The 25,935-nt window shown below is 71.3% G+C and carries 22 protein-coding genes; 12 read left to right on the forward strand and 10 right to left on the reverse strand.

The genetic code is table 11. The features are described 5' to 3' along the window. The first annotated feature begins 98 nt into the window (after positions 1-98). Together C8250_RS26775 and C8250_RS26780 are read left to right on the forward strand one after the other, a co-directional pair. Positions 99-527 carry a hypothetical protein gene (locus tag C8250_RS26775; protein ID WP_138352153.1) on the forward strand — a complete coding sequence of 143 codons (429 nt, stop codon included), beginning with the start codon at positions 99-101 and terminating at the stop codon, positions 525-527. 246 nt (positions 528-773) lie between these two features. Continuing rightward, positions 774-2,810, forward strand: coding sequence for a thioredoxin domain-containing protein (locus C8250_RS26780; RefSeq protein ID WP_138352152.1), 2,037 nt, complete (start codon positions 774-776; stop codon positions 2,808-2,810). A 6-nt stretch (positions 2,811-2,816) separates the two neighbouring features. On the opposite strand, the gene C8250_RS26785 is transcribed toward C8250_RS26780, so the two are convergent. From C8250_RS26785 to C8250_RS26795, 3 genes are all read right to left on the reverse strand, one after another. Continuing rightward, entirely contained in the window at positions 2,817-3,467 is a 651-nt protein-coding gene (locus C8250_RS26785) for a TetR family transcriptional regulator (protein WP_232484662.1), read from the reverse strand. Positions 3,468-3,472: 5 nt separating this feature from the next. Continuing rightward, on the reverse strand, positions 3,473-5,101 hold the full coding sequence (locus C8250_RS26790; protein ID WP_138352150.1) for a DHA2 family efflux MFS transporter permease subunit: 1,629 nt from the start codon (positions 5,099-5,101) through the stop codon (positions 3,473-3,475). Positions 5,102-5,383: 282 nt separating this feature from the next. Beyond that, positions 5,384-6,082, reverse strand: coding sequence for a hemolysin III family protein (locus C8250_RS26795; RefSeq protein ID WP_138352149.1), 699 nt, complete (start codon positions 6,080-6,082; stop codon positions 5,384-5,386). Between the two features lie 273 nt (positions 6,083-6,355). Between C8250_RS26795 and C8250_RS26800 the strand changes: the two genes are divergently transcribed. Then, the gene (locus C8250_RS26800) at positions 6,356-8,167 is read left to right on the forward strand and encodes a phosphoenolpyruvate carboxykinase (GTP) (protein WP_138352148.1); all 1,812 of its coding nucleotides are present in this window, start codon (positions 6,356-6,358) and stop codon (positions 8,165-8,167) included. Between the two features lie 296 nt (positions 8,168-8,463). On the opposite strand, the gene C8250_RS26805 is transcribed toward C8250_RS26800, so the two are convergent. Then, entirely contained in the window at positions 8,464-9,678 is a 1,215-nt protein-coding gene (locus C8250_RS26805) for a pyridoxal phosphate-dependent aminotransferase (RefSeq protein ID WP_138352147.1), read from the reverse strand. A gap of 89 nt (positions 9,679-9,767) precedes the next feature. Here C8250_RS26805 and C8250_RS44495 point away from each other — a divergent pair, with 89 nt between their 5' ends. Both C8250_RS44495 and C8250_RS26810 read left to right on the forward strand, forming a co-directional pair. Next, entirely contained in the window at positions 9,768-9,902 is a 135-nt protein-coding gene (locus C8250_RS44495; protein ID WP_269287763.1) for a hypothetical protein, read from the forward strand. Between the two features lie 24 nt (positions 9,903-9,926). Next, positions 9,927-10,070 (forward strand): hypothetical protein, encoded by a 144-nt coding sequence (locus tag C8250_RS26810; RefSeq protein ID WP_187144993.1) that lies wholly within the window; start codon positions 9,927-9,929, stop codon positions 10,068-10,070. A 9-nt stretch (positions 10,071-10,079) separates the two neighbouring features. Here C8250_RS26810 and C8250_RS26815 read toward each other — a convergent pair whose 3' ends face one another. Together C8250_RS26815 and C8250_RS26820 are read right to left on the reverse strand one after the other, a co-directional pair. After that, positions 10,080-11,699 (reverse strand): D-aminoacylase, encoded by a 1,620-nt coding sequence (locus tag C8250_RS26815; RefSeq protein ID WP_138352146.1) that lies wholly within the window; start codon positions 11,697-11,699, stop codon positions 10,080-10,082. A 54-nt stretch (positions 11,700-11,753) separates the two neighbouring features. Continuing rightward, entirely contained in the window at positions 11,754-13,031 is a 1,278-nt protein-coding gene (locus tag C8250_RS26820) for an amino acid deaminase (protein ID WP_138352145.1), read from the reverse strand. Positions 13,032-13,286: 255 nt separating this feature from the next. Between C8250_RS26820 and C8250_RS26825 the strand changes: the two genes are divergently transcribed. The 4 genes from C8250_RS26825 (at position 13,287) to C8250_RS26840 (ending at position 17,284) form a co-directional block, all read left to right on the forward strand. After that, positions 13,287-14,429, forward strand: a complete 1,143-nt coding sequence (locus tag C8250_RS26825; protein WP_274599404.1) for a sugar kinase — start codon at positions 13,287-13,289, stop codon at positions 14,427-14,429. Continuing rightward, the gene (locus C8250_RS26830; RefSeq protein ID WP_138352144.1) at positions 14,426-15,187 is read left to right on the forward strand and encodes an IclR family transcriptional regulator; all 762 of its coding nucleotides are present in this window, start codon (positions 14,426-14,428) and stop codon (positions 15,185-15,187) included. Before C8250_RS26825 ends, C8250_RS26830 begins: the two co-directional genes overlap by 4 nt. Continuing rightward, positions 15,184-15,618 (forward strand): RidA family protein, encoded by a 435-nt coding sequence (locus C8250_RS26835; protein WP_138352143.1) that lies wholly within the window; start codon positions 15,184-15,186, stop codon positions 15,616-15,618. Before C8250_RS26830 ends, C8250_RS26835 begins: the two co-directional genes overlap by 4 nt. Before the next feature lie 181 nt (positions 15,619-15,799). Continuing rightward, positions 15,800-17,284 (forward strand): gluconate:H+ symporter, encoded by a 1,485-nt coding sequence (locus tag C8250_RS26840; protein WP_138352142.1) that lies wholly within the window; start codon positions 15,800-15,802, stop codon positions 17,282-17,284. A 53-nt stretch (positions 17,285-17,337) separates the two neighbouring features. Here the strand turns inward: C8250_RS26840 and C8250_RS26845 are convergent, their stop codons facing one another. The 3 genes from C8250_RS26845 to C8250_RS26855 all read right to left on the reverse strand — a co-directional run bounded on the left by C8250_RS26845 (position 17,338) and on the right by C8250_RS26855 (position 19,703). After that, positions 17,338-17,991 carry a hypothetical protein gene (locus tag C8250_RS26845; RefSeq protein ID WP_138352141.1) on the reverse strand — a complete coding sequence of 218 codons (654 nt, stop codon included), beginning with the start codon at positions 17,989-17,991 and terminating at the stop codon, positions 17,338-17,340. Then, the gene (locus tag C8250_RS26850; protein ID WP_138352140.1) at positions 17,988-19,289 is read right to left on the reverse strand and encodes a hypothetical protein; all 1,302 of its coding nucleotides are present in this window, start codon (positions 19,287-19,289) and stop codon (positions 17,988-17,990) included. The genes C8250_RS26845 and C8250_RS26850 overlap by 4 nt, the downstream gene beginning before the upstream one ends. A 111-nt stretch (positions 19,290-19,400) precedes the next feature. Continuing rightward, positions 19,401-19,703, reverse strand: a complete 303-nt coding sequence (locus tag C8250_RS26855) for a hypothetical protein (protein ID WP_138352139.1) — start codon at positions 19,701-19,703, stop codon at positions 19,401-19,403. A gap of 94 nt (positions 19,704-19,797) precedes the next feature. Between C8250_RS26855 and C8250_RS26860 the strand changes: the two genes are divergently transcribed. Continuing rightward, positions 19,798-20,298 carry a hypothetical protein gene (locus C8250_RS26860; RefSeq protein ID WP_138352138.1) on the forward strand — a complete coding sequence of 167 codons (501 nt, stop codon included), beginning with the start codon at positions 19,798-19,800 and terminating at the stop codon, positions 20,296-20,298. A gap of 149 nt (positions 20,299-20,447) precedes the next feature. Then, the gene (locus tag C8250_RS26865; RefSeq protein WP_138352137.1) at positions 20,448-23,114 is read left to right on the forward strand and encodes a YfhO family protein; all 2,667 of its coding nucleotides are present in this window, start codon (positions 20,448-20,450) and stop codon (positions 23,112-23,114) included. Between the two features lie 71 nt (positions 23,115-23,185). Here C8250_RS26865 and C8250_RS26870 read toward each other — a convergent pair whose 3' ends face one another. After that, positions 23,186-24,721, reverse strand: a complete 1,536-nt coding sequence (locus C8250_RS26870; protein WP_244809370.1) for a glycosyl hydrolase family 18 protein — start codon at positions 24,719-24,721, stop codon at positions 23,186-23,188. Positions 24,722-24,982: 261 nt separating this feature from the next. Here C8250_RS26870 and C8250_RS26875 point away from each other — a divergent pair, with 261 nt between their 5' ends. After that, a complete protein-coding gene (locus tag C8250_RS26875) occupies positions 24,983-25,924 on the forward strand; it encodes a hypothetical protein (protein WP_244809372.1) in 942 nt (313 codons plus the stop codon). The last annotated feature ends 11 nt before the right edge of the window (positions 25,925-25,935 follow it).

The raw sequence follows: 25,935 nt of genomic DNA on the forward strand, positions 1-25,935 counted from the left end.
ATGGCTGACCAGCCTTCTGTGAGCGTCGGCGGTGGTCGCTGGCCGAGTCCGGGGGCTCCCCGCCGGCCCCCGGCGACTCGCCGGCCGGCGCGGGCATCGTGGACGGCGCCACGCTCTACCTGCGCGACCACCGGGACGGCGAGTGGGGCGAGCTGACCGTCACCGACCTGGACGAACAGGTCACCGCGGCACGTGAGCACGGCGGTGTGTGGAGCGCCCGGCTGCGCGCGCAGGCGGTGCTGGGGGCAGGCCTGCTGGCGACCGTCGTCGCCGCCGGGTGGCTCGGGGCGCGCCGGTCGGCCGGTCCCGCCGTGCCGCTCTTCGTCTTCGCCGCGCTCGCGTCGGCGCTGCTCGCCTGGTACGCGACCCGCAAGAACTGGCCGCTGCCGGGCGCGGTCCGCCAGCTCCTGGCGCTGTCGGCCTGCCCGCTGCCGGCCTGCGCCGGACTGGGCGCACCGCTGCACGGGCCGGTGGCCACAGAGCCTGATGCCGTGCGCACCGGCCCTCCCGTGGCCCTATGGCCCTGACATCGCCTCAACCCGGCCTGAACTGAGGTTTCTTCACTCACACAGTTGGGTGCGCCGCCGGCGGAAGCAGGGATTCCGCGAGTGGTCAGGAGCACGGAACCGGGCAGGAATCCGTCATGGTTGCGTAAGTATTGTTCACGGGCTCCGGATCAACAGGGCCTGGCGTGAGGGCCGGCGCGCCAGGCGTCGGACGGTCCGGGATTTCGTGCCGCGCCACCGGTGGCCCCGCGTGGCAGAGTGGGTGCCGTGAACCGACTCGGCACCGCGACATCGCCCTACCTCCTGCAGCACGCCGACAACCCCGTGGACTGGTGGCCGTGGGGCGCGGAGGCGTTCGCCGAGGCCCGTGAGCGCGGGGTACCGCTGCTGCTCAGCGTCGGTTACAGCAGTTGTCACTGGTGCCATGTGATGGCGCACGAGTCGTTCGAGGACGAGACGGTCGCGGCGTACCTCAACGAGCACTTCGTGCCGGTGAAGGTGGACCGCGAGGAGCGGCCGGACGTCGACGCCGTCTACATGGAGGCGGTGCAGGCGGCGACCGGGCAGGGCGGCTGGCCCATGACGGTGTTTTTGACCCCCGACGCCGAGCCGTTCTACTTCGGCACTTACTTCCCGCCCGAGCCGCGCCACGGCATGGCCTCGTTCCAGCAGGTGCTGGAAGGCGTGCACGCGGCCTGGCGGGACCGCCGGGACGAGGTGGACGAGGTCGCCGCGCGGATCGTCAAGGACCTCGGCGAGCGGCAGAGCGCCTACGGGGCGTCGGTGACACCCGGCGCGAAGGAGCTGGACGCCGCGCTGGCCGGTCTGGTCCGGGAGTACGACGCCGACAACGGCGGCTTCGGCGGGGCGCCGAAGTTCCCGCCGTCCATGGCCGTGGAGTTCCTGCTCCGCCACCACGCCCGCACCGGCTCCGAGGACGCCCTGCGGATGGCGGCCGACAGCTGCGAGGCGATGGCCCGCGGCGGCATCTACGACCAACTGGGCGGCGGCTTCGCCCGGTACGCGGTCGACCGCACCTGGACCGTGCCGCACTTCGAGAAGATGCTCTACGACAACGCGCTGCTGTGCCGCGTCTACGCGCACCTGTGGCGCTCCACCGGCTCGGAGCTCGCGCGCCGCGTCGCGCTGGAGACCGCCGACTTCATGGTGCGCGAACTGCGCACGCACGAAGGCGGGTTCGCGTCCGCCCTCGATGCCGACAGTGATCGCGCGGACGGGACGCACGCCGAGGGGGCGTTCTACGCCTGGACGCCCGCGGAGCTGCGCGAGGCGCTCGGCGAGCAGGACGCGGCGTTCGCCGCCGCGCACTTCGGCGTGACGCCGGAGGGCACCTTCGAGGAGGGCGCCTCCGTACTGCAACTGGCGGCGGACGGTGCGCCCGGCGACGCGGACCGTGTCGCGTCGGTCCGCGAGCGGCTGCTGGCGGCGCGCGAGGAGCGGCCGCGGCCCGGCCGTGACGACAAGGTCGTCGCCGCTTGGAACGGCCTGGCCATCGCGGCGCTCGCCGAGACCGGCGCCTACTTCGACCGCCCGGACCTGGTCAGGGCCGCCCTGGACGCGGCCGACGTGCTGGTGCGGGTCCACATGGACAACTCCGGCCGCCTCGCCCGCACGTCACGCGACGGCGTCGCCGGTGACAACTCCGGGGTGCTGGAGGACTACGCGGATGTCGCCGAGGGCTTCCTCGCGCTCGCCGCGGTCACCGCCGAGGGCGTCTGGCTGGACTTCGCCGGGCTGTTCCTCGACTCGGTGCTGCACCACTTCACCGCCCCCGACGGAACGCTCTACGACACCGCCGACGACGCCGAGGCGCTCATCCGCCGTCCCCAGGACCCCACCGACAACGCCACCCCGTCCGGCTGGACGGCCGCCGCCGGGGCGCTGCTGTCGTATGCCGCCCACACCGGGTCGAGCGCCCACCGCGAGGCCGCGGAGCGCGCCCTGGGCGTCGTGGGGGCGCTGGCGCCGCGGGCGCCGCGCTTCATCGGCTGGGGGCTCGCCGTCGCCGAGGCGGCCCTGGACGGCCCCCGCGAGATCGCCGTGGTCGGAGCGCCCGACGATCCGGCCACCGCCGCCCTGCACCGGACGGCACTGCTGGCCACCGCCCCCGGCGCCGTGGTGGCGCCCGGCGCGCCCGGCAGCGACGAGTTCCCCCTGCTGCACGAGCGCCCGCTCGTCGGGGACCGCCCGGCCGCCTACGTCTGCCGGCACTTCGTGTGCGCCGCCCCGACCACCGATCCGGCCGCACTGGCCGCGTCGGTGGGAAACACGCCCGGAGCGTGAGACCGCCTAGAGGGTGAGGCCGCGCTCCAGCACGTCCAGGGTGCGTTCGACGACGTCCAGGAGTTCGCCCTGCTGGTCGTGCTCGCCCCAGTGCATGGTGGCCTCCTGGAAGGCGCCGAGCACCGCCCCGGTGAAGATCCGCAGTTCCAGGTCGTCCACCGGGCGGCCGGTGCGCTCGGCGAGGACGCCGGCGAGGATCCGGCCGGTCGCCGACATGCTCTCCATGGAGCGGGCGCGGACGGCCGGCACGTCCCGCAGCAGCCGGGCCCGCGCGCTGAGGTCCGCCCGTTCCTGCGGGTCCTCGCAGATGGCGCGCAGCGATTCCAGGAAGGCGTGCCGGATCGCCCGGAGCGGGGACTCGTCGGCCGGCCGGGCCCGGATCGCGGCCTCGATCAGCGGGTCGTACTCGTCCGTGAGGACGATGTCCTCCTTGGTGGGGAAGTACCGGAAGACGGTGCTGGGGGAGACGTCGGCGGCTTCGGCGATCCGGTCGACGGGCGTGGCGTCGTAGCCCTGCTCGTCGAAGAGCCGGTACGCGGCCCTGCGGATCGCCTGGCGGGTCTGGATCTTCTTCCGCTCCCGCAGGCCGATCTTCGGCGTGCCGGCGGGAGCGCCGGAGGGGGCGGTGGTCGGGGCGGCCGTCGTACGTGCGGACATGCCCGTCATTGTCCGGCATCGGCGGGCAGCGCGGCCACCGGCGGTACGGCCCCGGATGTGTTTCCGGCCTTGGCGCCCGCCCCGGCACTCGACTCGGCACCCGTCTCGGCGCCCGTCTCGGAAAGCGCCTCGCCGTCCGTTCCGGTTCCGGACCCGGTGGTGGCGTCGGCACCGGTCCTGGGGAGCAGTGTCGCGGTGAGCAGCGCCGCCACGAGGGCGGTGAGGCCGCAGACCAGCAGGACCGTCGTCATGCCGTGCACGTACGCGGCGTCCGCCGCGGCCGCGAGGCGGGTGTCGCCGAGCCTGCCGGCCACCACGTGGGCCGCGACCACGGAGTCGGCGGCGGCGTGCGGCGCCCCCGCGGGCAGCCGGTCGGCGTAGGCGCCGACCAGCAGCGAGCCGAGCAGCGCGATCCCGATCGCGGCGCCCACCTGCCGTACGGTGCTCAGCAGTCCCGAGCCGCTGCCCGCCCGGTCCGCGGGCAGTGCGCTGAGCGCCGCCGTCATGGCGGGGACCACCGCGAAGCCGAAGCCGAATCCCACGATGGACAGCCACAGGGCGGTGAAGCCGTAGCCGGTTTCGACGGTGGTGCGGCTGCCGAGGAACGCCGCGAAGGCGAGCACCACCAGGCCGCCGCTGATCACCGCGCGGGCGCCGAACCGCTGGATGAGGGGCGCGCTGCCCTTGGCGGCGAACATCACGCCGCCCATCATCGGCAGCAGCCGCAGGCCGGTGCCGAAGGCGTCGTTGCCGAGCACCGCCGTCAGATACGGCGGGAGGACGAACATCAGCCCGGAGAAGATGAACATGCCCAGGGTCGCGGCGAGCATGTTGAGCAGGAACGGGCGGTGGCCGAGCAGCGTCATGTCCAGCATGGGCCGGACCATCCGGCGTTCGCGCAGGACGAGGGTCGCGATCAGCACGGCGGCCCCGGCGAGCATCCCCACCACGACCGGGTCGGACCAGCCGCGGGCGGGCGCCTCGATGATCCCGTAGATCAGTGCGCCGAGACCGGCCGCGGTGAGCGCGGTGGAGACCGCGTCGACCCTGGGCGACGCCGGGTCGCGGGTCTCGGGCAGCAGGAAGACACAGGCGATGATCCCGAGGGCGGCCATCGGGACGTTGATCAGGAAGACCGAGCCCCACCAGAAGTGGTTGAGCAGGAAGCCGCCGATGATCGGGCCGAGCGGCATCCCGAGCGCGGAGGCGGCGGTCACGATGCCGACCGCCTTGGTGCGCTCCTGGGGCGCGAAGAGCGACGGCAGGACGGCGAGGGCGAGCGGCATCACCAGCGCGCCGCCGATGCCCATGACCGCGCGGGCGGCGATGACCGGTTCGACGCTGGTGGCCAGCGAGCCGACGAGCGAGCCGACGAGGAAGATCCCGAGGCCCGTCACCAGCATCCGGCGGCGGCCGAAGCGGTCGCCGAGCAGCCCGGCGGGGAGCATCAGGGCGGCGAAGACGACGACATAGGCGTCCGCCATCCACTGCTGCTCGCCGGTGGTGGCGCCGAGCTGGCCGGCCATCGTCGGCAGCGCCACGTTCAGGATCGTCATGTCGAAGCCGAGCACGAGCATGCTCGCGACCATGGCGCCGAGCGCCCACCAGCGCCTGGGGTCGAGCTGTGCGGTCATGACACTCCTCCGTCAAATCTTTAAGAGTTGCTGTCAAGTGACAGTAACTCGCAAAAGATGGGGCCTGTCAATATTCAGATGTGCGCGCCACCGTGCACCGGGTACGCAGAGCCGTACGCAGGCCCGGGTATGCAGAGCCGTACACAGGACCGGGTACGCAGAACCGGGTACGCAAAGGCGCCCGCGACCGGATCGGTCGCGGGCGCCTGACGTGAGTCTGGGGCGGGCCGTTGGGCGGTGCCTTGAGCGGGGCATGAGCCGGAGTCCAGGGCCCCGCAGCGGTTAAGCGTGCTGGTACGCGACCAGCGAGATCCCGACGTAGTGGATGACGAAGGCCGCCAGCGTCAAGGAGTGGAACACCTCGTGGAAGCCGAACCAGCGAGGTGACGGATTGGGCCGCTTGAGTCCGTAGATGACGCCGCCCGCGCTGTACAGCAGACCGCCGACGACCACCAGGACCAGCACCGCGATACCGCCGGTGCGCAGGAAGTCCGGGAGGAAGAAGACCGCCGCCCAGCCGAGCGCGATGTAGCAGGGGGTGTAGAGCCAGCGCGGCGCGCCGACCCAGAAGACGCGGAAGGCGATGCCGGCCAGCGCGCCCGCCCAGACGAACCACAGCAGCGGGGTCGCCTTGCTCGAAGGGAGCAGCAGGATCGCGAGGGGCGTGTAGCTGCCCGCGATGATCAGGAAGATGTTGGAGTGGTCCAGGCGACGCAGGATCGCCTCGCCTCGCGGGCCCCAGTTGCCTCGGTGGTAGAGGCCGCTCACGCCGAACAACGCGCAGGCGGTGACGGTGAACACGGCGCACGCGATGCGACCCCGAGTGCTCTCCGCGAAAGCGGTCAGCACCACTCCCGCGATCAGTACCGCGGGGAACATTGCGGCATGAATCCACCCTCTGAGGAGGGGCTTCAGCGGTACGGGCGGGTCGAGCTCTTCTACGGCTTGAGACACAGCGGAAGTCTCCTCGACGAGGTCCATAGCGTCAATGCTACCTACGGGGCCGTAGGTTACGGCACCGTAGGTATGGCAGGCGGAAGTGGCGATGCTCACCCTTCGCGCCCTGGACAGATCGGGTTTTCTCCCCCGACACTCATATGAGTGAGGTCGGCACCGGATGAGCGGCCACGTGGCGTCCGGGTCGCAGCCCCCAAGGGGTCGAGGTAGTTCCACCATGCGGACAGCAGGACTAGAGTCCGCAAAACCCTCAAATCTGACGCCGAATCTGTGCAAATTCGGCGGGACGGAGCGATCGTGGCGCGCGAAATTGCGGCTCCCACCAATCACAAGGACCTGATCGCCTGGGTCGGCGAGATCGCCGAAATCACCCAGCCGGACGAGATCGTGTGGTGCGACGGCTCGGAGGCCGAGTACCAGCGCCTGTGTGACGACCTCGTGGCGAACGGCACCTTCAAGCAGCTCGACCCCAACAAGCGCCCGAACTCCTACTACGCCGCCTCCGACCCCACCGACGTGGCCCGGGTCGAGGACCGTACGTTCATCTGCTCCGAGCGTGAGCAGGACGCCGGCCCCACCAACCGCTGGAAAGCCCCCGCGGAGATGCACGAGATCTTCTCGGGCGAGCAGGGCCTGTTCCGCGGCTCCATGCGCGGCCGCACCATGTACGTCGTCCCGTTCTGCATGGGCCCGGTCGGCTCCCCGCTCTCCGCCAACGGCGTCGAGATCACCGACTCCGCGTACGTCGCCGTCGCCATGCGCACCATGACCCGCATGGGCAAGGCCGTCCTGGACGACCTCGGCGAGGACGGCTTCTTCGTCAAGGCCGTGCACTCCGTCGGCGCGCCGCTCGCCGAGGGCCAGGCCGACGTGCCGTGGCCGTGCAGCACCACCAAGTACATCTCGCACTTCCCCGAGACCCGCGAGATCTGGTCCTATGGCTCCGGCTACGGCGGCAACGCCCTGCTCGGCAAGAAGTGCTACGCGCTGCGCATCGCCTCCGTCATGGCCCGCGACGAGGGCTGGCTCGCCGAGCACATGCTGATCCTCAAGCTGACCCCGCCGACCGGCGAGGCCAAGTACATCGCGGCCGCGTTCCCCTCCGCCTGCGGCAAGACCAACCTCGCGATGCTGCAGCCGACCATCCCGGGCTGGACCGTCGAGACCGTCGGTGACGACATCGCCTGGATGCGCTTCGGCGAGGACGGCCAGCTCTACGCGATCAACCCCGAGGCCGGCTTCTTCGGCGTCGCGCCCGGCACCGGCGACGACACCAACGCCAACGCCATGAAGACCATGTACGCCAACACGGTCTTCACCAACGTCGCCCTGACCGACGACGGCGACGTCTGGTGGGAGGGCATGACGGACGAGCCGCCGGCCCACCTCATCGACTGGAAGGGCAACGACTGGACGCCGGAGTCCGGCACCCCGGCCGCGCACCCCAACGCCCGGTTCGCCGTCCCGGCCTCGCAGTGCCCGACCATCGCGCCCGAGTGGGAGGACCCCAAGGGCGTGCCGATCTCCGCGATCCTCTTCGGCGGCCGCCGCGCCAGCGCGGTGCCGCTCGTCACGGAGTCCTTCGACTGGCAGCACGGCGTCTTCATCGGCTCCAACATCGCCTCGGAGAAGACCGCCGCCGCCGAGGGCAAGGTCGGCGAGCTGCGCCGCGACCCGTTCGCGATGCTGCCGTTCTGCGGCTACAACATGGGCGACTACTTCGGCCACTGGATCAAGATCGGCCAGCAGGCCGACGCCGCCAAGCTGCCGAAGATCTACTACGTCAACTGGTTCCGCAAGGACGCCGGCGGCCGCTTCGTGTGGCCGGGCTTCGGCGAGAACAGCCGGGTCCTGAAGTGGATCGTCGAGCGCCTCAACGGTGAGGGCGAGGGCGTCGAGACGCCCATCGGCATCCTCCCGGCCGCGGGCGCGCTCGACACCGAGGGGCTCGACATCTCGCAGGAGGACCTGGACCTGCTGCTCTCCGTCGACCTCGACGTGTGGCGCGACGAGGCCGGCCTGATCCCCGCCCACCTCGAGACCTTCGGCGACCACACGCCGAAGGAACTGTGGGACGAGTACCGCGCACTGGTCGCCCGCCTCGGCTGACCCCCCCGCCTCCGGCGCGGATCCCCTCTCACGGGGGTCCCGCCGGGCTCGGAAAACCTGAACTCGGGCGGCCCTCCCGCATGTGCGATGCGGGAGGCTGCCCGGTGGCGCGGCGCGCCCGACCGGTAGGCACCCCGACCAAGACCGTCTGCCGGACGGACCGATGCCAACCCTCACGCCGAGGGCCCGGTCACGACTCACGTCGTGACCGGGCCCTCGGGTGTTTTCCGGCGGGGCAGGCGAGCAGCCGGAGGTTGTGCCGGCCGCGGCCGGCACAACCTCCGCCGGCGCGAGCGTTACGGCTGGCTGTAGCCGTCCAGGAAGCGGGCGATGCGCGCGCACGCCTCCGTCAGGTCGTCGGCGTACGGCAGGGTCACGATGCGGAAGTGGTCCGGCTCGTGCCAGTTGAAGCCGGTGCCGTGCACGACCATGATCTTCTCGGCGCGCAGCAGATCGAGGACCATCTGCCGGTCGTCCTTGATCTTGTAGACGTTCGGGTCCAGCCGGGGGAAGAGGTAGAGCGCCCCCTTCGGCTTGACGCAGGTGACGCCCGGGATCTGGGTGAGCGCGGCATGCGCGGCGTCGCGCTGCGCGAGCAGCCGGCCGCCGGGCAGGACGAGGCTGTTGATCGACTGGTGGCCGCCGAGCGCGGTGGCGATCGCGTGCTGGGCCGGCATGTTGGCGCACAGCCGCATGTTGGCCAGGATCGTCAGACCCTCGATGTAGCTGGAGGCGTGCGACTTGGGACCGCACACCGCCATCCAGCCGCTGCGGTACCCCGCCACCCGGTACGCCTTCGACAGCCCGTTGAACGTCAGCGTCAGCAGGTCGGGGGCGATGGCCGAGGTCGGGGTGTGGGTGGCGCCGTCGTACAGGATCTTGTCGTAGATCTCGTCGGAGCAGACGATCAGCTTGTGGCGGCGGGCGATGTCCGTGAGGCCGCGCAGCATCTCGTCGTCGTACACCGCACCCGTCGGGTTGTTCGGGTTGATGATGACGAGGGCCTTGGTGCGGTCGGTGACCTTGCGCTCGATGTCGGCGAGGTCCGGCATCCAGTCGGCCTGCTCGTCGCAGCGGTAGTGCACCGCGGTGCCGCCGGCCAGCGAGACCGAAGCCGTCCACAGCGGATAGTCGGGCGCCGGGACCAGCACTTCGTCGCCGTCGTCGAGCAGCGCCTGCATCGACATCTGGATGAGCTCGGAGACGCCGTTGCCGAGGTAGACGTCGTCGACATCCAGCGGGATGCCCTTCGTCTGGTAGTGCTGCATCACCGCCCGGCGCGCCGAGAGCAGGCCCTTCGCGTCGCCGTAGCCGTGCGCGTCGCCCAGGGTGCGCAGCATGTCCTCAAGGATTTCGGGCGGGCACTCGAAACCGAAGGGCGCCGGATTGCCGGTGTTGAGCTTGAGGATGCGGTGGCCCGCCGCCTCGAGCCGCATCGCCTCTTCGAGGACCGGGCCCCGGATCTCGTAACAGACATTCGCGAGCTTCGTGGACTGGATCACCTGCTGCATGCCCGTCACCTTACGGGCGCGTACGGCTGCCCGCCCGGTGTTTTTCGCCACGTCGGGACGGCCGGAGCCCGCGCTGCCACACTGACACGGTGGCGTCGCCCTACTCTCCGCACTCCTCATCGCTGCCGTACTCCCTCCTCAACGACGAGCCGGTGTCCGCCACCGGACGCGATCTGCTCGGTGAGAGACGGGTCGCGGAACAACTGGCCGGACTGCTCGTTTGAGCCGACGGGAGGTACACCGGGCCGGTGGTCTTCTTCACCGGACGGGTCACTCCCGCGGGGCGCTCGCGGGCGTCGGCGCTGGGCGCCCTGGCGATCACGGCCGACTTCGAGGACGTCCGCGTCCTCCTGCACCGGCTCAGCCGGGAACGGACCGGCCGATCCCGCTGAAAGCGCCCGTCACCGCGCCCGCGCCGGCTCCCGCCGCACCGAGCGGCCCGCCAGCACATCCGTGCGCCGCCCGTCCTCGATGACGAAGCGGCCGTCGATGAGGACGTGCGGGATGCCCGTCGGGAGGACGCGGGGGGCGTCGAAGGTGGAGCCGGCGGCCACCGTCGCCGGGTCGAAGAGCGTCAGGTCCGCGCGGTAGCCCTCGCGGACCAGGCCCCGGTCGGGCAGTCGCAGCCGGGCGGCGGGGCGGGAGGTGAGGTGGGCGACGCACTCCTCCAGGGTCAGGATGCCGAGCTCGCGCACGTACTTCCCCAGGTATTCGGGGAAGGTCCCGTACGCACGAGGGTGCGGTTTGCAGCCCATCAGGATGCCGTCGCTGCCGCCGGTGTGGACCCGGTGCCGCATGATCGCCCGGACGTTCTCCTCGTGGCCGACGTGCTGCAGGATCGTCGATCCCAGCCGGTCGTTGATCAGCAGGCGCCGGGCCGTCACGAACGGCTCCTCGCCGCGTTCGGCCGCGCTGCGCGCGATGGTCCTGCCGACGCAGCCCGCGAGTCCGGGATCGCTCACCCCGGAGATCTCGATCGTCGCCCAGTCCATCGGCACGCCATGGCAGCCGTCCGCCCCGTCGACCTCCATGACGTGGCGGATCTTCTCCGCCGTCACGTCGTCCCGCAGCCGCGCGAGGGTCGCCTCCGGGCCGCCCTCCGTCGCCCAGCTCGGCAGCATCGCCGCGAGCGTCGTGCAGCCGGGGAGGTAGGGGTAGGTGTCGAGCGAGATGTCGGAGCCGGCGTCCAGGGCCCGGTCCAGCAGCGCCAGCAGGTCCGGCGCCTTTCCCTTGTTCACTCCGAAGTTCATCGTGGCGTGCGCCAGGTGCAGGGCGCAGCCGGCGTCCCGGGTCAGTGCCACCATCTCCTCGTACGCCTGGAGCGCGCCCGCCCCGTACGAGCGGTGGTGCGGGCAGTAGTAGCCGTCGTACGCCGCCACCACCCGGCACAGTTCGGTGAGTTCGGCGTCCGACGCGTACATCCCGGGCGTGTACGTCAGCCCGGACGACAGCCCGACGGCGCCCTGTTCCAGCCCCTCCGCCACCAGCCGCTTCATCGTGGTGACCTCGGCCGCCGTCGCCGGGCGGTCCTCCCAGCCCAGCGCCAGCATCCGGACGGTGCCCTGCGGGACGAGATAGGCGGCGTTCACCGCGATGCCCCGGTCCAGCCGGTCCAGGTACTCACCGACGCTGCGCCAGTCGAAGTCGATGTCCGAGCCGTCGCCGTTCCAGCCAGTGATCTGCGCGCGGACCTCGGCGAGGGTGCGGTCGTCGACCGGCGCGTACGACAGCCCGTCCTGCCCCAGCACCTCCAGCGTCACACCCTGCGCCGCCTTCGCGGAGTGGTCGGGGTCCCGCAGCAGGGCCAGGTCGCTGTGCGCGTGCATGTCGATGAATCCCGGGGCCAGGGCCAGGCCGCCGGCATCGACGACGCGGGTTCCGGTCAGCCGGATGTCCCCGAACCGCGCTGCGTCCTCGGGCCGGATCACGGAGATCCGGCCCGCGTCGATGCCGACGTCGGCCCGGTAGGCGGCCTCCCCGCTTCCGTCGATGACGCTCACGTCGCGGAACACGAGATCCATGCCGGTGCCTTTCCTGTGCTCGGTCTGCTGGACTGGGCGAAAGGGTTCAAGGGTCTAGAAGAAGGTGCGGATGTAGTCCGTGACCGTGCCGTCCGCCTCGACCAGCGGCAGCAGCTTCCACTTGTCGAACGCCGTGCAGGGGTGGGAGAGGCCGAGTCCGACCCATTCGCCGATCTCCAGGCCGGCGCCGGGGGCGATGGCGACGAACGCGTGCTGGTCGGAGAGGGCCGTCACCGTCAGCCCGGCGGCCGACCGCAGCGCGCCGTCGGTGCCACGGACGACCTGGGGTTCCGGCAGCCCGAGGTCGAAGGAGGCGTCGCGCTTGCCGGCGTTGAGGAAGGCGAGCGCGCCTTCCGGCTTGGAGACGACCTGCGCCCAGAGCCGGAACGCCGGCTGGAGGGCGCCCTCCTGGGGGATGCGGTCGTGGAACGGGGTGATCTCGCGGTAGTGGCCGTCGTCATGGGTGATGTAGGCGCCGGAGCGCAGCAGCTTGAGCAGCGGCTTCGAGAAGTCCGTCGCCTCGACCGGCTGGAACACCTCGGCGACCGTGTCGAACCAGCCGCTGCCGCCCGCGCTGAGGATGATCTCGTCGGCGTCCGCGAAGCGTCCGGCGGCGTCGAAGTCCCGGGTGAGGGCGACGAGCCGGTTCAGCCAGTCCCGTACGGTCTCCTGGGTCTTGACGGGGATCTCGCCCTCGTACCCGGCGACCCCGACGAGCCGCAGATGGCGGGCCGCGCCGACCGCTTCGGCGACCTCGGTGGCGGCCGCGGCACCGCGTACACCGGTCCGGCCGCCCTCCTCGCCCAGCTCCACGACGACGTCGAGGGGGCGGGTGGCGTCCGCCAGTGCCGCGTCCATCAGTTCCACGCCGCGTACGGAGTCGACATAGCAGGCGAAGCGGAAGTCCGGGTCGGCGGCGAGCTCGGCGGCGAGCCAGCGCAGCGCCACGGCGTCGACCAACTCGTTGGCGAGGAAGATGCGTTGGACGCCGAAGGCGCGGTACACCCGGACCTGCGTGGGGACGGCGGCCGTGATGCCCCAGGCACCGTAGGCGAGTTGCCGGGCGAAGAGCTGCGGCGCCATGGACGTCTTGCCGTGCGGGGCGAAGGCGAGGCCGTACTTCTCGGAGTAGCTCTCCATCAGCGCGAGGTTGTGTTCCAGGGACTCGGCGGACAGCGTGAGCACCGGGGTGGTGAAGCCGCCGTCGAAGAGCGAGCGCCGCTCGGCCGCCAGCTCGCCGAGGGTCCGCTCCGCGGCGTCCGGCGGCAGACCCTTGAAGCGGTGGCCGACCCGCTCCTCGTGCAGCCGCTCGGTCGTCTTCGCGACGTCCATGGAACCTCCTGGAGAATCTCTGCGCGGACCTTCGCGTTGCAACATGTGCAACGTCCATTGCATGTCTTGCTTCCTGCTGTCTAACATCCCGGCAAGCACCGGGTCAACGGTGTGTGAAGCGCCGGCCGAACCGGAACAGCGGTCCTCGCCGAACCGAACAGCAACCGCCGGCCGACCCGGAGCAACTGTCCGACAGCCCGGACAGCAACCGTCCGACCGCCCCACCCGACAGCCCCATGAGGAGCGAGAGCGACCGTGACCGCAGTCCCGAGCGGCCCGCAGTTCGACGTAGCGTGCCTTGGCGAATCCATGGTCACCTTCGTGCCCTCGCAGCCCGGCAGCCTCGCCGAAGTCCCCGCCTTCCACCGCGGGATCGGCGGTGCCGAGTCCAACGTCGCCTGCGCCCTCGCCCGCTCCGGTCACAGCGCCCGCTGGATCAGCCGGGTCGGCGGCGACGGCTTCGGCGAGCATCTGATCCGCGCCGTCGCCGCGACCGGCGTCGACGTCACCGCCGTCCAGCGCGACGCCGACCGCCCCACCGGCATCTACTTCAAGGAGCAGCTGGCGGACCGTACCGCCGTGCTCTACTACCGCGCCGGTTCCGCGGCCGCCGCCATGTCACCGGAGACCGTGCACCGCCGCGACGCCTGGTCCGGCCGCATCCTGCACCTGTCCGGCATCACCGCCGCGCTGTCGCCCGAGTGCCGTGCCCTGATGCGCTCCCTCGTCACCCGCGAGCCCGGCCGGCCCCTCGTCTCGTACGACGTGAACTTCCGCCCGGCCCTGTGGGGCACCGGCGACGACCCCTGGCTGCTCGCCGAACTCGCCCGCGGCTGCGACATCGTCTTCGTCGGCGAGGACGAGGCGCAGGACGCCTGGGGGCTGGCCGACGCGGCCGCCATCCGCACCGCGCTCCCGGAGCCCGCCGTCCTCGTCGTCAAGCAGGGCAGCACGGGCGCCACCGCCTTCACGGGTGACACCGCGACCTTCGTCCCCGCCCTCGCCGTCGACGTCGTCGAACCGGTCGGCGCGGGCGACGCCTTCGCCGCCGGGTTCCTCTCCGCGACCCTCCGCGGCCTGCCCCTCGCCGACCGGCTGCGCCACGGGCACGTCATGGCCGCCGCCGCCCTCACCGTCCCCGGCGACCTCGGCACCCCGCCCGCGCGCGCCCACGCCGACGCCCTTGTCGCCCTCGGCGACGACGCGTGGGGGACACTGCGGCTGGGCCCCGGATGGACGGATCGGGCCGACGGCACGGATCGGGCCGGCGGGACGGAACCGGCGGGGCAGTCGGAACCTGTCCGGCGGCCGGAGCCGGCCGGGCAGTCCGATCGGGCCGGGCAGTCGGAACCGGCCGGACAGACGGATCGGGCCGGACGGACGGAGAAGGACAGATGAGCCAAACAGTCGACCGCGCCCTGCGCATCCTGCCGCTGCTCGCGGAGGGACCCGCCAACCTCGAACAGGTCGCCACCCGCCTCGACGTCCACAAGTCCACGGCGCTCCGGCTGCTGCGCACCCTGCACGAACACGGCATGGTCTACCGCCAGGAGGACCAGCGGTACCGGCTCGGCGCCCGGCTCTTCGCCCTCGCCCAGCAGGCCATGGAGACGCTGGACGTGCGGGAGATCGCCCACCCGCACCTCCTCACGCTCAACGAGAAGATCGGCCACACCATCCACCTCGCGGTCTACGAGGAGGGCGAGGTCGTCTACATCGACAAGGTCGAGAGCCGCTACCCCGTCCGGATGTACTCGCGGATCGGCAAGCCCGTCGCGATCACCGTCGCAGCCGTCGCCAAGCTGCTCCTGGCCGACCTCCCCGAGGCCGAGCGCCGCTCCATCGCCGAGCGCCTCGAATACCCCAAGTACACGGCCAGGTCGACACCCGACGCGGCCGCCTTCCTCACCGAGCTCCTGCGGGTACGTGACCAGGGCTGGGCCACCGACCTCGGCGGCCACGAGGAATCCATCAACTGCGTCGGCGCCCCCATCCGGGGCGCGGACGGCAGGATCGCCGCGGCGATGTCCGTCTCCGCGCCGAACGTCGTCGTCACCGCCGACGAACTGCTCAAACTGCGCCCGCTGATCCTCCGTACCGCGGAGGCCATCAGCCGGGAGTACTCAGGAAACACCGTTTCGAAGGACACCCCATGAGCGACAACTCCCGGACCCACGGGTCCCCCCTCCAGAAGACCGCCATCACCCCGGCGACCCACACCACCCCGCCCGCCCGGTTCTCGCACGGCGTGCGCAAGGGGAACCTGCTCCAGGTCGCCGGCCAGGTCGGCTTCCTGCCCGCCGTTGACGGCCAGGCCCCCACCCCCGCCGGCCCGACGCTCCGCGAACAGACCCTCCAGACGTTCGCCAACGTCAAGGCGATCCTCGAAGAGGGCGGCTCCTCCTGGGAGGACGTCATCATGACGCGCGTCTACCTCACCGACACCGCGCACTTCGCCGAGTTCAACGAGATCTACAACGAGTACTTCGCCGGCCTCAAGGAAGCGCCGTCGGCCCGCACCACCGTCTACGTCGGCCTCCCCGCCGGCCTGCTGATCGAGATCGACGCGCTGGCCGTCCTCGGCTGACGGTCCCCCCGAACCCCCGCACCCCCGAACCCCCGAACCCCCGAACCCCCGAACCCCCTGACACCACAGGTCTCCTTGCAGCACCGCACCACCAACCCTCAGCCGCCGCACGGCGCGGCGCCCGCACCACGGGCGCCGTGCCGCGGTCCTCCCTGCCCTCCCCCGAATACGGAGTCCCCACGTGTTCTCATCGCTCGCCACCCTCGCGGCAGACCCACCCCCACCGACGCCGCACACCGGCGGCCTCCTCCTGCTGATCCACGGCACGGCCGGACTGCTGACCGTCGCCGCCCTCGGCATCGGCCTGCTGCTCGTCCTCATCATCAAGGCGCGCGTCCAGCCGTTCGTCGCACTGCTCGGCGTCTCCATAGCCGTCGGCCTCGCCGCGGGTCTGTCCGTCACCGAACTCTTCGGCACGGTCCAGAAGTCCAGCGCCACCTCGCTCATCGAGACCGGCATGGGCGGCACCCTCGGCCACATCGCGATCATCATCGCGCTCGGCACGATGCTCGGCGCGATCCTGGAGATATCCGGCGGCGCCGAAGCCCTCTCCGCCCGCCTGCTCAACGCCTTCGGCGAGAAGCGCGCCCCGCTCGCGATGGGTCTGACAGGCCTCATCTTCGGTATCCCGGTCTTCTTCGACGTCGGCATCTTCGTCCTCGCGCCGATCGTCTACGCCGCCGCCAAGCGCGGCGGCAAGTCGATGGTCCTCTACGCGATGCCGCTCCTCGCGGGCCTCTCCATGACCCACGCCTTCCTGCCCCCGCACCCGGGCCCGGTCGCCGCGGCCGGCCTGCTGCACGTCCAGCTCGGCTGGGTCATCCTGATGGGCGCCGCCGTCGGCATCCCGTCCGTCATCGCCGCCTGGGTCTACGCCGCCTGGATCGGCAACCGCATCTTCGTCCCCGTCCCGCAGGACATGGTCGACGCCGCCGACGAGGCCAAGGCCGCCGTCGCCGCCGAACAGCAGGCCGCGGGCGTCACCCCCGTCGAGACCCCCGTCTCGCTCGGCACCGTCCTCGCCATCATCGGCACCCCGCTGCTGCTCATCCTGTGCGCGACGTTCTCCTCCATCGCCCTGGACCCGAGCACCGGCCGCTCGGTCATCGAGTTCTTCGGCCACCCCTTCGTGGCCCTGATGATCGCGCTCTTCCTCGCCTACTACCTGCTCGGCATCCGCCGCGGCTGGTCCCGCAAGTCCCTCGAAACCGTCTCGACGGCCTCGCTCAAGCCGGTTGGCAACATCCTGCTGGTCGTCGGCGCGGGCGGCGTCTTCGGCGCCGTCCTCAAGGGCAGCGGGGTCGCTCAGGCGCTCGCCGACGCCTTCGACAGCGCCGGCCTGCCGGTCATCGTCCTCGCCTGGCTGATCTCGGTGGTCCTCCGCGTCGCCCAGGGCTCCGCGACCGTCGCGATCGTCACCACCGCCGGAATCGTCGCCCCCATGCTCTCCGCCGGCGACTTCTCCCAGGCCCACCTGGCCCTGGTCATCATGGCGATCTCCGCCGGCTCCATCTTCGCCTCGCACGTCAACGACGGCGGCTTCTGGATGGTCTCCAAGTACTTCGGCATCTCCGAACGCGACACCCTCAAGTCCTGGACGGTCCTCGAATCCGTCCTCTCGGTGGCGGGCTTCGCGGTGGCCGCGTCGCTCAGCCTTGTTATCTAGGCGCGCGGTTTGGTGGATGGGGGTGGCCGGCCCGGCGGGGCCGGCCACCCCCATCAGTCGTCGGCGCCGGCCTCGGCGGGAATGTCGTCGGAAACCCCCGCCCACCACCCGTCCTCGTCATCCGCCCGCACCTTGATCCCGTGCACGAGCGCATCGATGTCGGGCATCACTTGTCCGAGCCGTACGAGATCCCCGGTCGACGCGAACACGACGACGTCCACGGCGTGGTGCTCGTCGCGGAAGGCGTACCAGAGGTTGGCGACGATCTCGTTGCCGTCGAGCTCGACGTGCCCCAGGGCTTTTAGGCCCTCGCCGAGGTGGCCGGCGTGGAAGGTGTCCACTTGGGGTGGACGGAGGAGCTCGGGGTCCTCGGCGCGGACCAGGCGCTGGAGCGCGCCGCGCTTATCGCCTTCGGCGGGACCATAGGAGACGGTGACAGGCAGCGGCTGCTGCCGCAGGTTCCCCAGGTGGATATAGGTGTGCTTTCCGAGCGGCTGCTTGGCGTAGACGTCGTAGGCCCGGAGAAGCCTCTTCGCCAAGCGCCGATTCGCGAGCCAGCTATGAGGTTGTCCACGCAGCAGCAGGACCGTCTCGGCAGTCGATCGGGCCCACATGTCCCGAGTTCCCCAGGAACTGTCGGACCAGGTGGCGGGCGGCGTGATGTCGGCCCACCGGTCCAATGGGTAGTAGGTATCGACCCAGCTCATGTCTGCGCCCTCGCGTTGATCGGCGACCCGATGTCTGGATCGAGCCAACTAGTGTGAAAGCGAAGGGAGTTCTTCGCGTCGTCGTAAGGTTTCACGCTCGGCTTCCTCTCAAAGATGCCGCTGCTCCCGAGGCTCTTATCGGCCAGGTCGGCCGTTGAACCGACCACGAATGCTTGCTGGTTTCTCACTGCGTGGCTTTCGGCACGCCGTGTCACTTCCTGCACCGCAGGGTTGTCGGCATGCTTCGCGAGTTCATGCGCATTGATCTTTCGAGAAACTGCGGACTCTCGTGATCCGCCTGCGTTGAATACGTCGGCTGCCGACACCTCCGGTTCGTGTTGCGACGGGTACTTCGCCGCCGCGCGGGCCCTCGCGTTCATTCGTTTCAACTGGCCTTCCAGAAACTGCCGTCTTGGCTTCGCAATGCTCCGGTTTCGCAGCTCGCGCGCGATCTCCTGCCGGGCTCCGCTCTGTTCGGCCCGGGCCGCCGATACGGCGTCCTTCGCCGCCTGCCGCGAGGCAACCCGCGTGGCGTCCACTCCCGCCGTTACCCCCTGTTCCGCCGCCTTGCCCATGCGCAGCGTGAGGATCGCGACGACATCGAGGCCGACGTCGGCCCACGTGCCGTTGCCGGTGGCGGCGAGGGCTGTGTGGACGAGGGCGGTGCCGTAGGTGGCGGCTTCGGCTCCGGCGATGGCCCAGGACGCGGCGAGGGCGAGCCAGGCGGGGGCGGTGGGGGCGCAGGCGATGAGGACGGCGGCGATGGCTACGACGGTGGCGATCCAGCCGATGATTTCGAGTGCTTCGTTGATCCAGGCGGCGTTGCGTTCGAGGAGGTTGGAGGTCCAGCTCCAGCACGAGTCCTCCAGCGAGTCGTCGAGGAGGTCCTCGATGGCGCCGGAGAGGCGGCGGGCGTCGGATTCGTAGTCGCCGACGGCGCCGTCGAAGGCGGCCTGTGCACGGATGAGTGAGGCGCGGGCGTGGTCGAGGTCGCTCTTTTGGGTGGGGGTGAGATCGGCTTCGGGGAGGGCGTCGAGCGGGGTGATGATGTCGTGCGCCGCGGTGGCGGCGCGGTGGGCGGCGGCGGTCTGGTGCTGGGCGTCCTCGACGGCTTCGGCCCAGGCGGAGACCTTGACGGCGACCGCCTCGTAGCGGTCGGCGACCTTGCCGAGCTTGTCGCGCAGGCGGTCCGCGCCGTCCTGGAGGGCGTCGGCGTAGTCGCCCTTCAGCCCCGTGCCGTCGGAGAGGGCGCGGAGCCGGGTGATCTGGGTGCGGATCTCGATGGCGGTGTCGGTCATGGTCCGGCGGCCGGTGCGGATGTCGGCGGGGGAGCCGGGGGTGGGGTCGGCGTAGGGGTCCTCGGTGCGCAGGGGGTGCCAGTCGCGGGGGCGGTGGGGCATCGGGAGGGCTCAGCCCTTCGCTCGGGCGGCGAGGTCGCGGTCGACGGCGGCGAAGGCCGCCTTCGTCCCGCGGACGAGGTTGAGGACTTGGCCGAGGTTCCAGAGGGTCTCTTTCCTGTTGTCCTTCCAGTTGTCGGCGAAGGTGTGCATGACCTCGGCCATGCGCGGGGCGCCGACGGCGTGGGCGAGGGCGTCCTGGGTGGCGGGGCAGCGCTCGAGGGCGGTGCGGATGGAGCTGAGGGAGTGCTCCGACGCGTCGAGGAGGCGGCCGTCGACCTTCAAGTCGGCAGCGCTGGTGCATGTGTTGGACATATGTCCGGACTCCTGTGGGGTTGTGTTCCTGTGGAACGATCTGGCCGGGCATAGGTCACAGGCATGAACCGGCGACGGAAAAGGGTGAGTTGTGATGGTTGGCGGATACCGGCTGGTGCTGCCGCCCGGCTGGGGGCGGATTCCGTTACGGGAGGGGACCGAGGACGCGATCCGGGGGATCGTGACCTCGGCCTTCGATGGTTCGCGCGGGGACGCGGTGGCTCAGGTGCGGGTCCGGCTGGAGGGCCGGCTGCGGGAGCTGGCGGTCAGGGCGCGCCGGGACGGCGCCGGGCTCGACCTCTACCTCCCCGTACGGCCGCGCGGCGGAGCCGCACCGGTGCCGGCGTCGTTCGTGGTGTCGGAGCTGGCGGTGGGCGGCAGGAAGGAGCGGCGGGAGTACGTCGTGGGCGAGGCGCGTCGGGTGGACTACGTGCTGCCCGTCCCGGACGTCCCCGGGCGCTGTCTGGCCGCCGCGTTCTCGACGCCGACGGCCGTGGCCGAGCCCCGGCTGGCCGATCTGATGGTGGAGCTGTTCGACGCCGTGATGGGGACTTTTCGCTGGTCGGAAGCGTCGGATGCGCCGCGGACCGGCTGACGGGAGACATCCGGAAGTTCTTCGGTTCCCCGCGCCGACGGAACGCGCGATGAACACCCACTGAAGCGGAGGCGTCGGGTGAACGGGCACTTCGGGTCAAGGGGCGCATCCGGTCTTCCGGCGGGTTAGCGTCCCCTTCGGAGGAAGCCATGCCGACGAAGGAAGCCGCCCTGAAAGGGGCCGGTGACAGCGCCACCAGTGATGCCGACGACACCAGCGACACCAGCACCGCCACCGGGACCGGGGACCGGGGGTCCGCCCCCGCACCGCACATCCGCCGCCGCGCCACCGCCCTGGCCGCGTTGATCACGGCTCTGGCGTTCTGCGTCGGCGACGCCGTCGCGACGACCTTTCCGTTCGGACGCCACAGCCGGAGCGTCAGCGACCTGGGCAACCAGTTCGTGCCGTTCCACGCGCACCTGTGGGACCTGCTGCACGGCAGGGCCGACGGTGGGCTGCTCGTCAACTGGCAGTCCGGGTACGGCTCCAGCTTCCTCCCCGACCTCGGCACGTATGTGAGCAGCCCCTTCGCGCTGCTGGTCGGGCTCTTCCCGCGGGACGAGATCGACCTCGCGGTGTACGTGATCACCGTGCTGAAGATGGCGTCGGCGGGCGCCGCGATGGCGTTCCTGCTGCTGACGCTCCGCAAGGGCCGCTGGTGGACGGCCGGGACGCTCGGCGCCTCGTACGCGCTGTGCGGCTGGTCGATGGCCGAGGCGTCGTACAACCTCATGTGGCTGGACGGGCTCATCGCGTTCCCGCTGCTGTGCCTGGTCGGCGAGTGGGCGCTGACGAACCGGCGCCCGGTGCTCGGCCCGCTGGTCGTCGCCCTGGCCTGGACGGCCAACTTCTACACGGCGTACATGGCGACGATCGGTGCCGCGCTCGTCCTGCTGCTGCGGCTGCTGCTCGGCCGGGAGGACGTGCGGCGCAAGCTCGCCGTGCTGGGGCGGGCCGTGCTGGCGACGCTGCTCGGCATCGGGCTGGCGGCGCCGCTGATCCTCGTCGTGTTCAAGGCGACGAAGCTCGCGCACCCCGGCCGCGTCAACGAGTTCGCGCCGTCCGCCATGCCCGACGTGCTGGCGCGGCTGCTGCCCGGCACGTACACCTTCGGGACCCCGGCCGTCTGGGTCGGCACGGCCGCGCTGCTGCTCGCGCTGACCCTGCCGTTCAACACGGCGGTCGCCCGGCGCGAGCGGGCCGGCTGGAGTGCGCTCGTTCTCATCGTCCTGCTGTCCATGCAGTGGAAGCCCACGCACCTGGCCTGGCACGCGTTCGCCACGCCCAACGGCAGTTCCTACCGGCAGACGTTCGTGCTCTGCGGGGTGCTGGTCATCGCCGGCTGGCTGTCCCTCGCGCAGGGTGTGCCGCGGCTCAAGCCGCTGCTGGGCGGCGTCGGGCTGCTCGTGCTGGTGACCGCGATCGGAAGCACCAGCGTCGTCACGGAGTCCTGGACGGTGCCGCTGCTGGCGTTCTCCCTGACGGCCGTCCTCGGCAGCCTCGTGCTGCTGCGGTCGGTGGAGGCCCGGCGGCGTACCGCCCGCTGGGCGCCGGTGCTGGCAGCCGCGCTGCTGGTGGGCGCGCAGGTGGGGGAGTCGGCGGTCTCGGAGGCGTCGTACGACAAGGCGCGGCTCGGGCGGCTCGACGACTACGGGCCGTGGAGCCAGCGCCAGGACGTGCAGAGCGCCGCGGTCTCCCGGTCCGACGGCTGGCCCGCGTACCGGACGGATCCCGGCATCTGGCAGACGGTCGGCAACGATCCGCTGGTCGTCGGCGGGCAGGGCGCCCAGTACTACAGCAGCCTCACCTCGGAGGTCTGGGCGAGCACGCTGACCGCGCTCGGCGGCGGCTACTCCTCGCGCGGCCGGTCGCCGCGCAGCATCGACGGGCCGGTCACCGACGCGATCTTCTCGATCGGCGCCCGGCTGCACTCCAACCAGGACCCGTTCCGGCACCCGCTGCGCGGCCCGTACACGACGACGGTGTCGGTCTCGCGGATGGACGTTCCCCCGCTGGTGACCGTCCGCCCGGCCGGCGGACCGCGGTCCTACGGCGACAACACGTTCCGCAACCAGGAGGCGCTGCTCGGCGTCACTGTGTACACCGTTCCGCGGGTCGAGATACGCGACGCCGACGGCAGCGTGCCGAAGCTGACGCTGGGCGGCCAGTACGGGGTCAGGGCGCGCGAGGCGGGGAAGAGCGGGCCCACGCAGCTGCTGCGGGCGCACTGCCCGGCGGGCAGCGAGGTGTTCCTCTCGGTGCCGGACTTCGCCGGCCAGGGCGGGCTGCGCGGGGTGTCGGACGGGGTGCGCTTCGACGCCCGCCCGCCGCAGAACCGCGCGACCGTCCAGCCCCTGGGAACGGTGCCGGCCTCGGGCGATGTGCGGGTGGACCTGATAGCGCTGGGCGCCGGAGCGCTCCCCAAGGAGCCGATCGGCTGCCTCGACCCGGCGAAGCTCGCCGCCCGGGTGGCCGCGTTGAAGGCCACCGGTGCGACGCGGGTGTCGGTGTCCGGCAGCCGTCTGACCGCCGAACTGCCGCCCGGCAGCACGGGTGTCGCCGTGATCGCCGCCCCGGCGATCGAGGGGTGGAGCTGCTCGACGGGCGGCGCCGCCGCCCGGCCGGCCGGTAACCACCTGGGCCTGCTGTCGGTCCCGCTGGACGGCACGTCGCGCACCATCAGCTGCGACTTCACCCCGCCGGGGCTGAAGGCGGGGTCCGCGGTGGGCGGCGCCGCGGCGCTGGGGCTCCTCGCGCTGGCCGGGTACCGGTGGTGGTCGCGCAGACGCCGTCCCACCGAAGCGGCCGCAGCATGACACCGCGCCCGCCGGGAGGCTGTGAGCCGTCCCGGGGGGCGCGGTGAGTCATGCGGTGGGTGATTCAGGCGTTACGGCAGGGCGTGGACGTGGGCGCCAACCGAGTTGGACCACTGGTTGCCGTTCTTGGCGTCCCAGTTGGTGGACCAGGTCATCGCACCGCGCAGCGTCGGCCACTTGGTGGCCGGCTTGAAGGTGCCGCAGCCGGTGCCCTTGGTCAGGCAGTCGATCGCGTTGTTGACCACCGACGGGTCGACGTAGCCGGAGCCCGCGCCGCTCGTCGAGGCCGGGAGCCCGAGGCCGACCTGGGACGGGTCGAGCCCGCCCTGGATGACCGTGCAGGCCTGCGTGGTGATGAAGTCCACGGAGCCCTGCGAGTAGACGCCGCCGTCACAGCCGTTCATCGAACCGCTGTTGTAGTACTGGGTGTTGACGACGGTCAGGATGTCCTTGATCTTCAGCGCGGTGGCGAAGTAGCCGCTCGACGGGGAGAGCATGTCGATCGTCTGCGGCGCCATCGTGATGATGAGGCCGGACCCCGCCTTGCTGCTCAGGCTGCGCAGCGCCTGCGACATGTACGTGGAGTTGAGCCCGTTCTCCAGGTCGATGTCGACGCCGCTGAACCCGTACGTCTGCATCAGCGAGTAGACGCTGTTGGCGAAGTTGGTGGCGGAGGCCGAGTCGTTGATCGACACGGTGCCGTTCTGGCCGCCGATGGAGATGATGACCCGCTTGCCGGCCGCCTGCTTCGCCGCGATGTCCGCCTTGAACTGGGCGACGGAGTAGTTCAGCGCCGGGTCCAGGTTGAAGGTGACCCCGCCGGGCGTGCCGGAGGCGTCGGCGAACGAGACGGCGATGATGTCGTACTGGTTCTGCACCTGGGCGATGGTCTGGACGGTCGCGCCGTTGTTGAAGTTCTGCCAGTACCCGGTGAGGACGTGCTTGGGCAGGCTGCCGGCCGGGGGAGTGGTCGGCGGGGTGGTGGGAGGCGTGGTCGGCGGTGTCGTGGGGGGAGTCGTCGGCGGGGTGGTCGGCGGCGTCGTGGGCGGTGTCGTCGGGGGCGTGGTGGGAGTGCCGCCGGGACCGGTCAGGACGACGTCGTCCGCGAAGTACGCGGGCTGTGCGTACCAGCCGTTGAGGTAGACGGTGACCGAGGTGGTGCTCGCGCCCGTCGTGAAGTTGGTGCTCAGCTGCTGGTACGAGCCGGCGGACGGGGTCCAGGTCGACACGTCCGAGGTGCCGGTGCCGCTCGCGCCGAGGTAGACGTACGAGCCCTGCACCCAGGCGCTCAACGAGTACGCGGAGTTGGGCTTGACGCTCACGGTCTGCGAACACTTGGCGTTGTCGGAGCTGCTCGGACTGCCCTTGAGGGCCGAGGACCCACCGTGCACCGGGCTGGAGACGGCCGCACCGCTGCCCGCCGTGCACGTCCAGCCGGACAGTCCGCTCTCGAAGCCGGCGTTGCTGACGAGATTGGTGTCGGCGGCCTGCGCGGTCCCGACGTTGGCTATCGCGAAGCCTGCGGCCACGAGCGAGGCGGCTCCCACGGTGGCGAGGGCCGTACGCGCGACCTTCGGTCTCCGATAAGCATGCGATGCACGTTCCACGACTGCCTCCTGGGGGCAAGGAGTTGGGGGGTGGTGGGGAATGCGCATGAGGGTTGGGCGGCGTGCCCTGCGTGCGACCAAACTGGTCCAGACCAATGGGGTTGTCAAGACCTCTGGCCTTCACCAGTCGTTCATGGGGCGCATCCAGGCGTTTACCGATCCTGATCCGCGACTTTCCGCACTCATTCCGCTACACATCGATAGGCTGGCGCACGCGATCCGGCGGGTGAACGGTCCTTGCGCGGGACAGGAGGGCTGCGGATGTCGAGCGTCATAACGGTCACAGCGGACGATCTCGCGCTTCCGCTCGAGCAGCATGTCGCGCGCACCTCCGCGGCGCTCGACGCCTACGGGCACCTCATCGCCCTCGCCTCGCCCGATCCCGCCGACCCCGGCCGGCGCCGGCTGCACACCGTGCGTGCCGCGCTGGAAGCGGACCGGATGGCGATCGTCCCCGTCGATCTGCCGCCGCTCGCCGCCGCGCTGCTCGGGGAGCAGCTGCGCCAGCTGGCCGGCACCGACCTGGGGCCAGGCGTGCTCGCGGGCGCCGCCCGGCTGCTCTCGTACTACCTGTACTCCGGCGCCCTGCTCGGCTCGGTCAGCAAGCTCGACCGGGTGCCGGTCACCGTCGGCAAGCACTTCAAGTCCCTGGTCCCCGGGCGGCATTTCGCCGTCATGGCCCACCCGGAGCCGGGGCTGACCGAGGCCGGTCCCGACGCCGTCCCGCCGGGTCCCGGCTTCCTCACCCAGCTCGCGGTCGCCGGGCACGGCCTCGACGCCGGCTGGGTCACCGGCCCGCTCGCCGCCGCCTGGCGCACCCAGCACATCCGCGAGGTGCCGCTGCCGGAAGGGTCGGCGCGGTGGTGGGGCACCGGCCGGCTCGTCGAGTTCACCGCGTACATCGCGGACATCGGCATCCTGTACCAACTGGTCACGTCGGTCCGCCGGGACACCTGCCCGTGGTGCGGCCTCGAGGTGATCGGCGACCAGTGCCTCTTCTGCTCGACGCGGCTCGGCGACCGTGCCGACCGCGCCGCCGACCGCTCCGACCGTACGCAGCAGGTCGCGGCCCAGGAGCAGCCGTTACGCCGGCCGCAGCAGCAGCGCCCGCCGCAGTACCAGCCGCAGCACCAGCGGCAGGAACCGTCGTCGCGGGAGCTGCCCGCCCCCAACCGCCCCCAGCTCGAACCCCATAAGCGATAGGTCTGCCTGCC

The organism is Streptomyces sp. So13.3, from assembly GCF_005860785.2.
Taxonomy (GTDB): domain Bacteria; phylum Actinomycetota; class Actinomycetes; order Streptomycetales; family Streptomycetaceae; genus Actinacidiphila; species Actinacidiphila fildesensis.